This is a genomic window from Sphingobacterium sp. UBA6320, assembly GCF_002440335.1.
Classification (GTDB): Bacteria; Bacteroidota; Bacteroidia; order Sphingobacteriales; family Sphingobacteriaceae; genus Sphingobacterium.
Genome location: NZ_DJTA01000010.1, coordinates 155,296 through 172,004 on the forward strand (window position 1 = coordinate 155,296; position 16,709 = coordinate 172,004).

Here is a 16,709-nt window from a genome sequence, read left to right on the forward strand (position 1 = left end):
ATGGGTCAATATGGAAAAATAGGAGTCTGGTTCCAAAAGGCGTGAGAGTGGTTTTTATGTAAAATGATCTATAATTTTTAATTAAGGTATGGAAAAAAAGGAGATACAAAATCTGTATCTCCTTGTATTACTAGATTGTTTTATTGCTCCTGTTTACGGTGTATCGATAGAAAGGATGGTGCTGTAAATAACGTTTCCTTGGTGGTCGATGCACTGCACCTGTAATCGATCCTGATTTAGGGAGAAGTACATAAACCCATAAATAGAGGCCTCAAAGCGACTATAACTTAAACCCTTTTTAACGGGAGTCACTTCAGAACCGCTTCCTGAAATAAACTGATGAAAACAATTGTTATCCATCTTTAAATGCTGCATAGAATGTTCGTGTCCAGACAGGTATAATGGAATCCGATGTTTGGTTAACAAGGGTTGCAAGACCTTCCTGACGGCTAATGTATCATAGTTCTCCGTGCGTGGACCTGCCGTATATAGCGGATGATGCCCCACTACAATCTTCCATTTTGCTTTAGAAGATTGAAGGAGCTCATCTAGCCAAGCGATTTGTTTTTCAGGTTGTTGACCCGTCACATAGGGCCCATATTCGCTATTCTGATAGAATTCGGGTATCAATGGATTGGTGTCTATAAAAGCGAAAAGCACCTCGACGTCATCCTTGATCTTAAATGTTTTGCTATAATAACGTGCTGGCATCTTCCACCTCCGGCTAATGCTGCTGTAGCGTATCTGGGCATCTGGATCTGACTTGTAATCATGATTTCCCAAGATCGGATACCAATCCCATTGTAAAGAGAAATCGGTATAGACATTTTCAAATGAATAATGCCATAGCGGATCGTGTTCGCTGGCAACACCTGAAGGATAAAAATTATCACCTGTCGAGATGATAAAATCATTGGGATGTTCGCTGGCCCATTTGCCCATTTGCTGTGCCACCTGGATCTGATGATCAGCACCATTGCGTCCCCAATCGCCAACAGCTAAAAAATGCAGATCATACTCGTCTCTTAGCAAAGCGCGGCTATCGATATCTGCGCTTTCTATTCTTGTTGTTGATCCAGCAACTATAGGACCTAAAGGTAAAGCAGAAAGTCTACTGACCAGAGCAGTACCCAAGGTACTGATGACAAATGCTCTTCTTTTCATGTTCAACTGTGATTAGTACCCGTTATTCTGTTTCCATTTTGTATTCACTTCCATCACAGGTCTTGGGATAGGAAATATACGGCGGAAGCGTTCTGAATATCCTGCGCTGTATAAAGATTTGAATCCCCAGTCTTCCTCAAATTTACCAAAACGGATCAAATCATTTCTGCGCCAAGATTCATCAGAAAATTCCCTTGCTCGCTCGTCCAGTATATCGGTTAAAGTAGGTGGAGCAGTTAATGCAGGAGCATGGACATAGGCACGTATTTGATTCATGAGCGACATGGGTGTTTCCCCATGAGTAGGTGCTGCACCCCGCAAGATCGCTTCGGCTTTCATCAATAAAATATCGGCATATCGGAAGATCGGCACATCGTTACTTTGGTTTCTATTATTTGCAGCCGTGACGTTTACATCCATGTAAAATTTAACCGACCGGTAGCCCATTGATCGCCCTTTTTGATCATTACCTGCATTGAGTGTCGGACCTCCATCTGGGCGAAGTTTGATTTCTTTGGTCGTTTCCATATGCCAGTCAAAAGTGACATTAGCATCGCTTCCGGCATAGTCTTGATCGATCCCTTTTTTAGAAGTTTTGATTAAAAATGGACGCGTTAAATCTGGAGTATAGTCAGACCAATAATATTGAAGTCCACCCATGTAAGCCGCATTTCTGTCATCACCCGTCAGGTTGAATTTGGCTAGAAAAGTGGGTAATACGCGAAATGTGCCACCTACGCTTTGTGGTAGTTTGGCAAATTGATTTTGTCCGCTGCGGTGTATCCAAAAGCGTGCATAATTCATTCCTTGCTGTTTCTCTCGATCGAAAGGCATAGCAAATATGAAATCTTTGATCTGTGGACCATTGTCGGGACGGAATTTTTCCATGAACTTGTGGCTGCTGAGGTTAAATTGACCAGACCCAATAATGTCATCGCACATCGCTACTACTTGTGCTAGTTTTTCATTGGGCATGCTTGCGGTGTAGTTTGCGACATCACTCGAAGTATATACGGCCCAATTGAGGTATAATTTGGCTAACAAAGCATCTGCCATGTAACGTGTTGCTTTACCATATGTGGAGGCAGAAACTTCTTTGGGCAAACGATCTCGAACAGCTAATAATTCGGTGGAGATGAAGTTGGCAATTTCAGATCGTGAGGAGCGATCTGGAATTTGATCAACCTTGCCGGTGATCAGTGGTGCTCCTCCAAAATTGTCCATCAATATAAAGTAAAAGTAAGCTCTCATGGCGCGCATTGGTGCGGCTTTATCACTTTCATTATCCCCAAAAATAGCCAGTACATTGTTGGAAAGATTGATACCGGACATAGCTGCATTCCAAATCGTTGGCAGGATGGCATTATCAGGAGTCCAATTATGGACGTGGAGTTCGCGGAATCGACCACCATCATACCAATCGGTACCCAAAGAAAGGCTCACGGCTTCGTCAGAGGATAGGGTTTGCGCCATCCAGTGATTGTTGCCTAATGCAGCTCGATATGCAGCATAAACATCTGCTGATATGGCTTCTGCTGCTCTATCACTAGTTGGAAATTCGGTATACTGTGATTTGATGTCTACATCTAAATCGGTACAGGCAACTAAAGTTGCCGCAAATGCAGATAGGGTAAAAAGACGTAAATATGGTTTTGATTTCATGATAAAATATGCTGATTATAAGTTAAAGTTTACACCTAACAGGATGGTTCGGGTGCGTGGATAGGTCTGCCTGTTATCAATACCAGGGGTGAGGCCACCAAGATCTACTTCAGGATCTACCCCCTTATAGTTGGTGAGGACAAATACATTGTTCATGGTAGCATAAAGCTTGATGTTTTTCAATTGGTCACCGATATTTCGAATGTTGTAGGACAGTCCGAGGCTGGCTAAGCGTAGGTAATTGCCATTTTCCAGATAACGGTCTGATAAATAGTGTGCATTGATATCGGTTGCTTTTTCCGTCTCGATCACACTGGCTAGGAGGTTTTTCTGACCGGCATTGCCCACAACATTGGAATGGCGTGCTCGTGTCGCATTCATGACCTTGTGACCAAATACTCCTTGAAACATACCGGTTAAAGCAAAGTTTTTGTAGGTTAACGTATTGTTCCATCCTAAAGTTAGCTTTGGTTGCGCACTTCCGGTGATGGTGCGATCTTTATTGGTTGGCGTGATGGTGGTTTCACCTGTCCTTTGTTTGGTTTGTGCATCGCGTACATAGAAGGTTGATATACCTGCATCATTATAACCAGCCCATTCCCACGTGTAGAACTGACCAATTGGGGCACCCTCTTGAAGCCGTTGCTGAAAAGCATTACTTTGACCGGCTCCACCTAAGTCTGCTAAATCTACATAGTCAGTCGAAAATTCTTGGTTGGTAATACGGGTTACTATATTTTTATTATGGGATGCCACGATGCCTGTGTTCCAATTGAAATGTGTTGATTTTACCGGAATAGCATGGAGGGAGAGCTCGATTCCTTTATTATTGATTTCACCGACATTGGCTGTTAATGATCGATACAAATACTTGGTCGTGGAAACGGCATAATCATAAATGAGGTCCGTGGTGTTTTTATCGTAAAATTCTAATGTACCACTTAATCTATTATGGAGAAATGCGAAATCTAGACCTAGATTGAGCATCCCAGTGCGTTCCCATCGTAAATCTGGGTTTGAATTACGAAGCGCTGCGAGCGTCCGAAGATCGTTGCCGAAAGCATCGGTGTAGAAACTTGATGTGGCGCCGTAGACTTGTCTTGCGGTAAATACATCGAAGCCCAAAGAATTGCCGCTGACGCCATAACCAGCACGCAATTTAAGATCATCGAAGAAATTCATATCACGAATAAAGGATTCTTCGGATAGTCTCCATGCTCCCGAAATGGAGGGGAAAGTCGCCCATCTGTTGTTGGCTCCAAATGCCGAAGATCCATCTCGTCTTACTGTAGCTTGAAAAAGGTACTTATTGTCATAAGCATAATTTACTCTTCCATATACAGAGATCATACGTAATGTCGAAAGGTAATAGTTACCAAACCCCAAGATATCCACAACATTGGCCATACCTGGATTATAATAGCTTAATCCATCATCGTAATAGTCCGAAGTCGTCAACTGAAACCCATCATTATTATTGTTTTCTTCCCAGGAATAACCGGCTAACGCTGAAAACTTGTGTACATCTCCAAATGTGCGATCAAAGCTCAGGTTCATCTCCATGATCTTGCGTTCATCTTCTACTGCAGCGCGGATAGATTTTCCATTTTGATTACGTGCTGCCATGGATAAACTAGAATAGTATTGCGCATTGTTATACTGACGGTTCTGTAAGGAGAGGTCAATGTTATAGGTCAGGCTGGGCAATATTTTATAACCGACTTTGGCATGCGCTTGTATCATTTTGCTTTTGGTATAGTTCGTATTCTCTTCTATCAATGACACGGGATTAATATATTGAGAACGATCTGTTTTTTCAAACCAAGCACCAGATTCTGTCCGGACCGGAGATACGGGTAAATAATAATACATGGCATCGTATACACTTAAGCCATCGCCAAGCGCTAGGACATCATTTTGTTTGGTGATACTGGTATTGATATTGAAAGAAGCAGTCAGGCGATTGTCCAGTGCTTTGGTTTGTACAAATCCACGCGCGATCTGGCGGCCTAAATCTGTTCCTTTGATCACACCATTGTTTTTAAAGCTATTGAGGCTGGCACTATATTGCGTTGTCTCTGTACCACCGATAAGGGATACATTATGATTATTGGATATGCCCGTACGTGCTACCTCGCGTTGCCAATCGGTATTTGCAGCGAGGTCATCTGTAGGTTCCATCGAAAATTTGTTGTCAGCAATATACTGTCTATACTGCGCTCCGGTCATCATCTCATACCGTTTAGCGATGTTGTCTATTGCTAAATATCCGTTGTAACTGATACTTGCCTGTCCAGCTTTACCGCGTTTGGTCGTCACGATAATTACACCATTGGCGGCTTTGGATCCATATATAGCCGTTGCCGATGCATCACGCAAGACATCGATCGACTGGATGTCGTCTGGTGCCACAAGCGCAAGTGATGCCCCAGGCACTCCATCGATCACATAATACGGTTCCATTGCTTCTCCACTTCTTAAGGTCGAAGCGCCACGCAAACTGACCGAAGGTGCGGCATTGGGATTACTATTGTTGGTAGATATGGTCAATCCCGGTACTTTACCCTGAAGCATCTGAGCAGGAGAGGTCATGACACCAACATTCATATCTTCTGCTTTGACGGTCGTAATGGAACTGGTAAGATCTTTTCGGGCGATACGGCCATATCCGATAACCACCTCATCCAATGTCGTTGCTGTGGGGGTAAGCTTGACACTTAATGCCAATGGTTTTCCAGGTTGGACACGGTAACCGGATAGGGTATCTGATCGAAAACCTACCGAAGAAAATATAAATTGATAGGGACCACCTTCGGGCAGATTGCGAAAAGAGAAAAGTCCTTTTTCGGAAGAACTTGTCGTGAAAGCTTTACCCGATTCCCGATGAAGGGCTTTAATGCTGACTCCAGATAAAAACTTGCCATTTTCATCTTGTGTTGCTCCTTTTACTTGTTCCTGCTGTGCTTGTACTTGGGTAAACCCTGCAGTAAACAGTGCAAAGAATAACATGCTTTTTCTGAATTGGTTCTGTTTGTTAAACATGATTTTATTAGTAATTGATTTATGGATTGATAAGCTGATCGGTTATGGATTCTTTTTGACGATAGATGGTATAAGAACCATCCGGTTCTTGCACATAACGCAGGTCATTGATGAGACAGATCACTGTCAGTACTTCTTGCAGTGTTTCGTGCTGTGGATCGATACTGCCTGTATATTGGATGTTAGCTACGTCTTGCTCACCTATTTCTATTGAAGCGTTATAGGTTGTATTGAGGGTAACAAAAACCTCAGACAATGGAATATTGTTGAGTTGAAGTAAAGTAGGGCTTGTCTTATTTTGGTCAGGAGTACTGATCGCTGTTACTGCTTGTTTAATAACACCGGCATGATGCGCTATGATATCCATCTTCGTATTAAAATATAGCGATTCTCCGCTGTTTTTTAGGAATACATTTTCAAATGCAGGGTGCTGAGCAGTTGAAGCAACGACAACTCTTCCGGTATGGAGTGTCACAGATATATGTTTTGCTTGTTTGCGTGTATCAATAGTAAAAGAGGTGCCCAGAGCAGTTGTTTTTGTTCCGCTAGCGTATACGCTAAAGGGACGTGAGGCATCTTTTGCAACTGAAAAATAGGCTTTCCCATCTAAGTAGATGATGCGGTTCTGGTTGCTGAAATGTTTTGGATAACGGATGGTACTTTGCGCAAATAATCTGACTTTAGAGCGGTCAGGCAAAGTATGTGTCTGGATGGATGTCTGGTTGTTGATTAATGAAATCCAGGTCGTATCCTCTTTAATACTTGTTTTTTTTTGTTGCTCGACTAGATTAGGACTGTTGATATAAGTATTTGGTTTTATCCAAAACCAAATACCTAATGATAACAATACGATGACCGAAGCAGCGGCATAATAGGTAACCCGTTTGAGATCAATTTTGCTATTGGAATGCTGTTCTAGAGGTTTACTTTCCTTGTTGATTCTGTCACGGATGTACTGTGCCATTTTAGTTGAGGGAGTGATCTGATTAGGATCTCCTTCATGGGACTGCCATTCTTGATCAGGAAATATATCTTCAATGATGGATGGATCTTTCCATAAATATTTTCGGATAAATTGCTTTTCCACACTTTTCTGCTGATTGCCTGTTTTCTTTTTTCTGAACCTCATAATAGTATTACGTGGTTCGACAGGCTATCCCTAGCGACTTAACAATTATTTAATCTAGGATGGATGGAATACGGAAGTATTTTTAATTTTATTTATCTTATTATGAATAAGTTAATGGTTGCGAAATGGAGTGTCTAATTTGTGTAAGATACCTATATGTCACCTAGAGCATAATCGAATATATATGCTGTTTGAGTTGCATAAGCGCTTTGCCAATATGGTGTTCGACCGTTTTTGGGGAAATGGAGTAGAGCTGAGCAATTTCTTTATGCGTGAGTCCTTGTTTACGACTCAATTCAAAAACAATACGACGCATTTTGGGCATATTTTCGATGTCCTGCTCCATGATCTGCAAGATATCTTTACTTTCGATAGCAGTTATCAAACTGTCGGTGAATGGGGTATTTGCCGATTCGCCTTCATACTTAAAACGGTTAGACTCTTTTCGGAGCAAATCGATCATCACTTGTCTAGCCATTCCAAAAATTTGGATATGAATGCCCAGTTGTTCGTTCAATTGGTTTCGTTGCTTCCATAATTTGATGAACGTAAGTTGTGTTACTTCCTCAGCAATGTATTCGGAACGGGTTTTTAGTAGAATAAAGCTATAAATTTGGGTATGATATTGGTCATAGACCTGAGTGAAAATTTGATGGTTATCTTCTTTTATTGCTTTAATATGTTCCATACCTGAGCAAAGGTAAATTGTCCTTGCGGCATATTTATTAAGCGAATATTATGATTTTGTAAAGAATCTATCCATTTAAATTTTGATCAGGATACTCATCCATCCTGATGTATGGTATACTTTGCCATTGATCAGGATGGATTAGTGAGACTGTTTTAAGTCATTAATACCTAACTTGTAAGACTATTTCTCCTAGATCGGCTAAATCTTCTTGTGTTGTGAAGACCACACGACCTTTTTTTGACAATACTTCCCAAGCGATATTACTCACAATATCATCAACTGCATTTTCGTGGTTTGTATCTTCTACTAGATCAAAAGTTCTTTCGTCTAGCATGACCACTGGTTGCGCAAAATCATTATGAACGATCAGAAGCTCTCCGCGACCATCTAATGCCGCTTGATAGATTTCTTGTAAGTCGGTCAGTACTTTACCTGTCCCAACAGCTTCTTTCATCTGACTGATGGCTTGTGTGCGTTCTTGCTGTTGTAGGGATTCAATAATCTTCCAAGATTGTTTGACGATTTCATGAGGAGCTACATGATTATAATTGATTGCGGCATGACCAATATAAGCAGCTGGTATATCGGCTACCTGTTGTAGTTTGCTGTAATTATCTTCTGTAGCAATCACGATGCAGGGCAATCCAGTTTCGTGGTGCACTTTTACGAATGCTTTATCGACATGATTTAGATACTCGCGCACCATGTTGTCCACTTTCCGGGCATTGCTGCCCTGGTCTGCATTTTCAACTTGAAGTGTATTTTCAGCAAAAGGAAAGTCATCATTAGTGATTTCACCGATTATGCTATCATTGACGGCCTCATAAATATGTACGCCACTCTGAGACAGTAACATCAATACATAATTGGTACTTCTATTGTTGGATTTGATGAGTGAGCGTACAGCAAATCTTTCGGCGATATGGACACCTTGGTGGCTGGTCTGCCATGCGGATTTTATAATTTCTTCGGTATCATTGGATAGAAAAATATGTAAACTGTCCAAGCTATAATTGAGATCAATTTTAGCACTTATAGTCTGTATTTTTTCTAATAGTGGTGCGATCGTTTTTTTATCAAACTCTGAAGTCAATCGATCCTCGGCTTCTTTAAGTAAATTTTTCAATGAAACTGCATCTGTCAGGTTGTCGGGATGCGTACGATGTGTATTCAGTGATATGGTTACACAAGGAATACTTTTTACATTGGCGATTTTCTGTAATTGTTCTTTTAATATCATAACTTTTACATTTTATTAATCAGAAATTTAATTTAAAACTGATATTTGTTGTGTGTTTTGTTAATATAGTTAAAAAACACTTCATACCCAAGAAAGTTTGGGTATTTAACTTTATCTTAACAGGGAAAAGATCTTGTTGCTGAATGTGTAGATGAGCAACGATAAGGTGTATTTATGGGAGCAGAGTTAAGGTAGTTGCAAATTAACCAGAGATACCAGTAGTATGTTAGGAACGACAGGGATATGAGGGCATGATGGCTAGTATTTTTAATGATGTGGATCTTCATTCAGGTGCATATCTTTAAGGTACTGATTTTGAAAATAAATTAATAGCCCTGTAAAGATTATTTAATTGCGGTTTTAAAATAGGCTGATCTTGTATGATAGGGCAGCGTTCCCAAACTTGACCTGGTACAGTTTTATTATTTTTTTGTTTTTGTTAAATAAAATACGGTTCTTTATATATTAAATGTCATTGAGACATATAAATTGAACTGATGCACTGACCTCTGTGCGTTCGTTCGAAGACCAAAAATAAACGAACAAACTGCAAACGATTATGAATAACACATCAAGAAGAAAGTTTATTAAAAATTCAACAGCCGTTGTTACAATGGCTGGATTGACGGCTATATTTCCTAAACTATATGCTGGAGTAGGGGATGATCGTAAGATCCGTGTTGCCGCTATTGGTATCAATGGTATGGGCTGGTCCGATCTTAATGCCCTATTAAAGCATCCTGATGTGGTCTGTACAGCGCTTTGTGATGTTGATAACCATGTCCTTCAGAAGCGGATAAAAGAACTTAGAGAAAGAGGCATTACCGCTACAGGTTATACAGACTATCGTGATGTATTAAAAAGTAAGGACGTGGATGTGGTGGTGATCGGTACTCCTGATCACTGGCATTGTTTACAGATGATAGAAGCATGTCAGGCAGGAAAGGATGTTTACGTTGAAAAACCCTTGGGCAATTCGATCGCAGAATGCCGCGCGATGATGGTAGCTGTAGAGAAAAATAAATCAATTGTACAAGTGGGACAATGGCAACGCAGTCAGCAGCATTTTAAAGATGCTGTGGCTTTTGTACACTCTGGTAAGTTGGGTAAAATACGTCTGGTAAAAGCATGGGCATACCAAGGATGGATGAAAAGTATTCCGGTCAAGCCAGATGGACCAGTCCCTGCTGGTGTCCATTACGATCTGTGGTTAGGTCCAGCAAAGAAACAGCCTTTTAATCCAAATCGTTTTCATTTTGATTTCAGATGGTATTGGGATTATGCAGGTGGATTAATGACGGATTGGGGTGTTCATATGCTTGATTATGCACTACTGGGAATGAAAGCATCCACACCGATTTCAATTATGGCTTCTGGTGGAAAATTTGCTTATCCGCAAGATGCTGCCCAGACTCCTGATACTTTGACAACGGTCTACGAATTTGAGGGTTTTAATATTCAGTGGGAGCATGCTACTGGTATTGACGGAGGTCCTTACGGAAAGGACCATGGGGTGGCATTTATTGGAAATAACGGAACATTAGTACTTAATCGGAGTGGTTGGGAGGTCATACCCGAAAAGGGACGTATGGAGGGGGTTGCTTTTCAACGTGCCGTGGATGATGGATTGGACCTGCATGCCGTTAACTTTATCGAAGCCGTTAAAAGTAGAGATTCATCTACTTTAAACTGTCCTGTGAAAGCAGGTGCTGAAATTGCAATTTTCTCACAAATGGGTAACATTGCATACCGTACAGGAAAGAAAATTTATTGGAATCCAGATACGTGGTCTTTTGGTATGGCTGAGGCTGATCAATTAATTTCGGCAGCTTACCATAATGGATACCGCTTGCCAAAAGTTTAAGTTTATCCTTAACTATTGTGTTTGTGGCAGAGCACTTTAATATGCTCACACAATGACAATCTGGAGGGTTCTCATAAAAGCTATTCAATCTTAAGAATTGTGATCGATCAATAAAATTAGCAAAGAATATCTTTAACTGTGTTGATGTAAGGACATGTACAGTTAGAGAATTATGGATAATATCAACTTGAGGAGATTAATTGTTCAGTATGCTGATGGTTTCTTTCTAAAAACAGCGTGTAGATCTACATAAAAAAAATCATTAAATAAGAGACATTTTGGATCGTTTTCTTATTTAATGATTTTTTTGTTTGATTGCTATTGGGATCGGATTTATAGTAAATACTAATCGCATTCTTTATTTGGTTGATTTTTACTATTTATGATGTTTATGTTTTGTTTTTCAGGGGCTTTAGAATATTGAATTATAACTTTATATTTGTAAAAAAATGGTAGCGGTATGAAAAAGAAAGTTGTGCTTATTCAGGATGACGAAGATATTCTAGATATAATGGATGAAGTATTGAAAGATGAAGGTTTTGAGGTTACTTCATCGTTATCAACTGAGCCCATTGAGAAGATTGACGAGATCGATCCTGATGTTGTAGTCGTGGATGAGCATATCAGGGGCAGTAAAAAAGGTTCTGAAGTTATTGAGCAGCTGAAAAGTGATGCAGAAACGGAAGATATTTCTGCTGTGTTAACATCGACATCTTATGACTTACCTCAAAAGGCAAAAGACTGCAAAGCTGATGATTATATTGAAAAACCATTTGATCTGGATCATATGGTTGATGTGGTGAAAAAAAATTCTTAATTGTAGAATGGCTTCTTTATCTTCAATTGAAGCCATTTTATTTTGATGCTACTTGAAAGATCGATTTACATCCATAACTGGAAATTTAAATGATTAAAAAGTTTTTATTGAATATTTCTTACAACAAGTGAGATCTCAATAGAGAAAGAAGACTTAGATTAAGTTTAAAAAATGTAGTTTTGAAGGTGTGATCTAAGCCTCTCTTTCTTTTAATCTAAAGAAATTATTGCACTCCAAAGCTAGGGCAGGGCTAGATTCCTTATATATTTATATTCATTATTATGTTTAGGCATCGAGATAGGGGACGTACTTTTGTCCATAATGTGCAACTGGCGGCATTATTGTCGATTGTTGCTGGTGTGGTGAATATCGTGGGGGTTTTGTCTTTTAAGACATTGACAACAAATGTGACCGGACACTTCGCTTTTTTTTCAGAAGAACTTTTTTCAAATAATTATGGGTTAGCTTTTTTAAGCATCATCTATGTCATTTCATTTTTCTTGGGCGCATTTTTAGCGAATACAACCATGGAAATGACTTCCAGAGGTGCGGCTCATTATTCTTATATGCTGCCGCTCTCTATTGAAATTTTTCTCCTTGTACTTGTTGCTTTTTCACCGGCTAACTATGCTGTTGTGTTCTCCTGTGTATTATTGATGGCTATGGGGCTACAGAATGCACTGGTGACAAAAATATCAGGTTCGGTGGTACGTACCACTCATCTAACAGGGTTGTTTACAGATCTAGGAATAGAATTATCCCAAATGATTTTCTATAAAAAAAGCAATGAACGTAAGCGCCTAAAACGTGCTATCCTGCTCAAAGCAATTATTATCGGAGGTTTTTTTTGTGGAGGAATAATAGGAGCATTGATGTATGGATGGTTTGATCGAAGAACGTTGTGTCTACCGATATTTATTTTATTGGTGGCGCTTTATAATGACCGAATGCTATTGGGTTATTATAGATTCATAAGAAAACATCAGAGCAATCATCATTGATCAGGCGAAATCTAGTTATTTGATTTTTGTCCAAAAATTGAGTAGTCCACTACAGGCGGTCTTATCCAGATCGAAACTCGTGGGAATCTCATCCCATCCGCTCCAATAAGAAACAATTCGTGTACCGATCGGCATTTGTACGAGTTGTTTTCTAAGGTATTCGGTATAGGCATGATAGAGCTCTTTGTCGGGTATGATATCGTGATCTATCGGACAAGATGTATCCATATTTTCATAAAAAGAATTGTAAAAATAAAAAGCGTCATAATCTGCAAAAGAGATTTGATCAATGTTTGCATGAATAAATTCTACGTTATCAATAGCATGTTTTTGTGCGATTTCATTGGAAATCTGGACCAGTGATTGGCGTTGTTCAACTCCATAAAATTTACCTGCTGTACAAGATGCCCCAACAAGACAAAATTTGCCTGCACCTGCACCTATATCTAAAACCTTGTCATTTGGGTGCTGTACCAAATAGTTGGCGGCCATCTTTGCAACATCCACCGGAGTCCAATGTCTTTGTGCTAATTTTTTTATGTTAGGGGGGTATAAATCGTTAAATGTACTATCATCAACATTTACATCTGATCTCAATGCTTTAAAAATCATTTGTTTTTGTGGTTATGAATTAATAGGATGATCCAGTAAATAGATGGGTCCTATCATTTATGTAAGCTATTCGTGTTAAAATTCTTTAAGTAGATGATTATCGGTTCAGGACTCGTCATTAATTGTATTTTGAGCTGATTTCATCATCTAAATTTGCCGATAGACATTTCTTGTATTTCTTTATGAATATCATTTTCAAATGTTCTCGTGGATTTGTATGGATGCATCCAACGGTATCAGCTCCATCACGGATATTTAATTTTACTAAATTACAATAATATATTTTGCCTACAACCATTATGCTGCTACTTTAGATTGAGAAATAGTCTTTTTACAAAAATAGTGAAACAACATAAGATTTAAAATTGGATCTGTGTATTGCTGAATCCGTAACTCATGTCATGGTGATATCGATCTCGATTGTGAAAATGAGATGTAGCGGGATAGGAAATGATGAATATTAAATATGCCCCAATAAATTCGTTACTTATTGGGGCATATCTATAACTTATAATCGGAAAGTGATAGGAGAATGGATCTGCAAGCGATTCGCTACCTATTAGTAGCGAGCACCCCTATCATTTAACTGTTCATTTGGATATCGCCGGAAGAGCAGATTAGGATTCGTCTTTTGTATTTTTGACTAGGCCTATGCCTGAGAAAAAAAAGATTAGCCCGATCATCCCCACTACGATAAAGGTCGTATATGCTGTACTTTTATTGATAAGTTCATATCCTGTATAAATTAAAGCAATAATACCCAGAATAGTGAGTACAGTGCCGAAAACGCGTTTTACATTCATTTTTATTTATTTTAAATTGTATAAGTATAGACTTTTCTGATAATTGTAAAACCACCTTTGTTTTAATTACGAAAAACTGCTCGATCTCTAATACTACCAGAAATAGTAAGCCTGATTGCTATTATTCATTTGTTAGCAAGTGAATTAAATAATTTGTTTTTCAAAATTTATATTTTTAATGCCTATTGCTGTAATTTGATCAGCAATTCATACTGTATATAACCTCTGAAGGAACGGAAAGTTTTTTATTATGAGAAAAAAGAAACATTAGAGTTGATTTGAGTTGGGATGATCTATACAAGCCTATTACCATTAGTTTGGTAATAAGCTATTTATTTTTGTTATGATATCATCAAGGTCAAAAGGTTTGGCTATAAAGCCGTCGGCCCCGACTTCCATCGCTATTTTATTTCCATCGCCACTTGCGGATAAGACAATAACAGGTAGTTTTTTTATCTCCGGTGTATTGCGAATGGCTTTTAAAATTTGGTCACCAGACAAGACGGGCATCCATAAATCCAGTAAAAGGATGTCTGGGGAATACGTTAGAATTTCTTTAATAACATGAATACTATTAATCTGAGGTAAAACTTCAAATCCCTCTAATTCGAGTAACATTTGAAGTACATCAAGTATTCCTTGATCATCATCACAAACCATTATTTTTTTACTATCCATAGTTTTTATTTTTCATGATTGGTAATGTAAAATTAAATGTTGATCCTTCACCAATCTCACTTTCAACCCATAAAGTTCCTTTATGATTGACAACAATTTCATGAGATACATACAATCCTATTCCTAAGCCAGGATATTTTTTTTGAATATCGCTTGCTCTAAAAAATCTTTCAAAGATTTTGATCTTATCTTGGTGATTAATACCCATTCCATAGTCTTTGACGGATATTTTAACAAATTTCCCTACATTATTGATATAAACTTCCACATTTTTAGATCCTGGAGCATATTTGATTGCATTGGAAATTAAATTATTAATTACCTGTAATATTTGCATTTCATCGCCAATAACAGTCGCATTTGTACAGCCTGTAAATGAAATCTGATGTCCAGGTATAGCAACAGACAGATTTTCGATCGCATCCTTTATGGTTTTATCAATTTCAAACGGTTCCATATGCAATTCAATATTGCCGGAATGGATTTTAGATGTATCCAGTAATTTCGAAATAAGCTTATTCAATTTTTCAATGTATACGGATACTTTATCGAGAGAAGTAGTAAACTTTTCTGGATTTTTAGCCGGATCCATACGTTGAAGAAGTTGTACCAGACTCTTTATGGTGGTAAGTGGAGTTTTTAATTCGTGACTTGCTATCGAAAGAAAATCATCTTTACGACGATCTAATTCTTTTTTTTCTGTAATATCTTCTATTGCTATTAATATCCGATCTTTATATTGTCCTTCGAGCTCTATTCGATATGCATTGAGCAGCATTACTTTTTTTCCGATGTGTTGAAAATGGTGTTCTACTTCATAATCAGTAACTGGATTATTGGTAGGCAAAATCTTTGTCAAAAGGTCTTTTAGGGGGGCAATGTCCCATTGATGGTTTCCTAATTCAAAAAGAACTTTACCAACAGTCTCTTCTTGTGATACTTTAAATGTACTTAGAAAGTGATTATTGGCACTTAATACAACATAATTGGAATCGAGTACTAATAAGCTTTCTCTCACCGTCTGAATGATACTGGACAAGAATGCTTCTTTGACCATAAGTTCTTTGGTACGTTGGCGTATTTTATCTTCTATAAAGGATTTTTCTTCACGCAATTCATACTCTACTCTTTTTCGATCTGTTACGTCATGTTGCACACCGATAAAATGTGTGATTAAACCTTCCTCATTTTTGACTGGGGAAATTAATAACTCATTCCAAAATAATTGACCATTTTTGCGGTAATTTCTAATTTCGACCTTACACTCTTTTCCCTCTCTTATACTATCTTTAAGTAATTGCCTTTCGGCTTGGGATCTGTCCTGTGCTTGTAAGAATCGACAGTTGTGACCGATTATTTCATCATTTGAATAACCTGATATTTTTTCAAACGCACTGTTGCAATAAATTATCGGATTATCTGGTTGCAAATTATCAGTGATGATAATACCAGAGTTGGCCGAGTTTAAGGCCTGTAAATATATATGGAGATTTTCATTTATCATATACTTTAATTTCATTTTGTGAAGTCTTGTGCTATAAAAACTTCATCTTTAAAACTTAATATCTGTATGGTGATTTTACAAATATTATGCCTTTTCAACTCCTTTTGATTCAATTATTTTTTAATTGACCCTCATTTGTCCCCCATAAAATTAAATCATTCATCTTTCACATTCATCTATTGTATCCTTTTATTCCACTATTTTTCTTTGTTTAAAGATGATAAACAGAAGTTTTTGATTGTTTTCCTTTTAAAGTACCCAGATGTAATCTTCAGTACTAAATGATGCAGGTACCCGTATTTCTGAACTATACATAGCGTATCGCAGAGTGTAATACCCGTAGAAATCCTGGTGAGACACGTATTTATCGAAATGATACTAAAAATAATATAGTAAAAATTTTAGGATGGAATCTCACTCATGTGGCTGTGATTGTTTGTTATCATATTAAATATTATTTTCTTTGAAATAATAGTGTTAACTTACTATCTAACTAGTTGGC

The 16,709-nt window shown here is 38.2% G+C and carries 13 protein-coding genes; 3 read left to right on the plus strand and 10 right to left on the minus strand.

Annotated elements, in window-relative coordinates; translation table 11 throughout:
- Positions 1 to 153 precede the first annotated feature (153 nt).
- From B3P23_RS06575 to B3P23_RS06600, 6 genes are all read right to left on the minus strand, one after another.
- Entirely contained in the window at positions 154 to 1,164 is a 1,011-nt protein-coding gene (locus tag B3P23_RS06575) for a purple acid phosphatase family protein (RefSeq protein ID WP_293925152.1), read from the minus strand.
- A 12-nt stretch (positions 1,165 to 1,176) separates the two neighbouring features.
- On the minus strand, positions 1,177 to 2,826 hold the full coding sequence (locus tag B3P23_RS06580) for a RagB/SusD family nutrient uptake outer membrane protein (RefSeq protein ID WP_293925153.1): 1,650 nt from the start codon (positions 2,824 to 2,826) through the stop codon (positions 1,177 to 1,179).
- A gap of 15 nt (positions 2,827 to 2,841) precedes the next feature.
- Complete coding sequence (locus B3P23_RS06585) at positions 2,842 to 5,868, minus strand: SusC/RagA family TonB-linked outer membrane protein (RefSeq protein WP_293925154.1); 3,027 nt, start codon at positions 5,866 to 5,868, stop codon at positions 2,842 to 2,844.
- Positions 5,869 to 5,887: 19 nt separating this feature from the next.
- Positions 5,888 to 6,997 carry a FecR family protein gene (locus B3P23_RS06590; protein ID WP_293925155.1) on the minus strand — a complete coding sequence of 370 codons (1,110 nt, stop codon included), beginning with the start codon at positions 6,995 to 6,997 and terminating at the stop codon, positions 5,888 to 5,890.
- A gap of 163 nt (positions 6,998 to 7,160) precedes the next feature.
- Positions 7,161 to 7,685 (minus strand): sigma-70 family RNA polymerase sigma factor, encoded by a 525-nt coding sequence (locus B3P23_RS06595; protein WP_248753431.1) that lies wholly within the window; start codon positions 7,683 to 7,685, stop codon positions 7,161 to 7,163.
- Between the two features lie 163 nt (positions 7,686 to 7,848).
- Entirely contained in the window at positions 7,849 to 8,928 is a 1,080-nt protein-coding gene (locus tag B3P23_RS06600; RefSeq protein ID WP_248753432.1) for a hypothetical protein, read from the minus strand.
- Between the two features lie 559 nt (positions 8,929 to 9,487).
- Here B3P23_RS06600 and B3P23_RS06605 point away from each other — a divergent pair.
- The 3 genes from B3P23_RS06605 (at position 9,488) to B3P23_RS06615 (ending at position 12,610) form a co-directional block, all read left to right on the plus strand.
- A complete protein-coding gene (locus tag B3P23_RS06605; protein ID WP_293925156.1) occupies positions 9,488 to 10,792 on the plus strand; it encodes a Gfo/Idh/MocA family protein in 1,305 nt (434 codons plus the stop codon).
- A 460-nt stretch (positions 10,793 to 11,252) separates the two neighbouring features.
- The gene (locus tag B3P23_RS06610; RefSeq protein ID WP_045755869.1) at positions 11,253 to 11,609 is read left to right on the plus strand and encodes a response regulator; all 357 of its coding nucleotides are present in this window, start codon (positions 11,253 to 11,255) and stop codon (positions 11,607 to 11,609) included.
- 281 nt (positions 11,610 to 11,890) lie between these two features.
- The gene (locus B3P23_RS06615) at positions 11,891 to 12,610 is read left to right on the plus strand and encodes a YoaK family protein (RefSeq protein ID WP_293925157.1); all 720 of its coding nucleotides are present in this window, start codon (positions 11,891 to 11,893) and stop codon (positions 12,608 to 12,610) included.
- 15 nt (positions 12,611 to 12,625) lie between these two features.
- Here B3P23_RS06615 and B3P23_RS06620 read toward each other — a convergent pair whose 3' ends face one another.
- From B3P23_RS06620 to B3P23_RS06635, 4 genes are all read right to left on the minus strand, one after another.
- On the minus strand, positions 12,626 to 13,222 hold the full coding sequence (locus B3P23_RS06620; protein ID WP_045755871.1) for a methyltransferase domain-containing protein: 597 nt from the start codon (positions 13,220 to 13,222) through the stop codon (positions 12,626 to 12,628).
- Between the two features lie 617 nt (positions 13,223 to 13,839).
- Positions 13,840 to 14,025: a hypothetical protein gene (locus tag B3P23_RS06625; RefSeq protein WP_045755873.1), complete on the minus strand. Its 186-nt coding sequence runs from the start codon at positions 14,023 to 14,025 to the stop codon at positions 13,840 to 13,842.
- Positions 14,026 to 14,337: 312 nt separating this feature from the next.
- Positions 14,338 to 14,703 (minus strand): response regulator, encoded by a 366-nt coding sequence (locus B3P23_RS06630; protein ID WP_045755874.1) that lies wholly within the window; start codon positions 14,701 to 14,703, stop codon positions 14,338 to 14,340.
- Positions 14,696 to 16,222 carry a PAS domain-containing sensor histidine kinase gene (locus B3P23_RS06635; protein ID WP_293925158.1) on the minus strand — a complete coding sequence of 509 codons (1,527 nt, stop codon included), beginning with the start codon at positions 16,220 to 16,222 and terminating at the stop codon, positions 14,696 to 14,698. The genes B3P23_RS06630 and B3P23_RS06635 overlap by 8 nt, the downstream gene beginning before the upstream one ends.
- Positions 16,223 to 16,709: the final 487 nt, after the last annotated feature.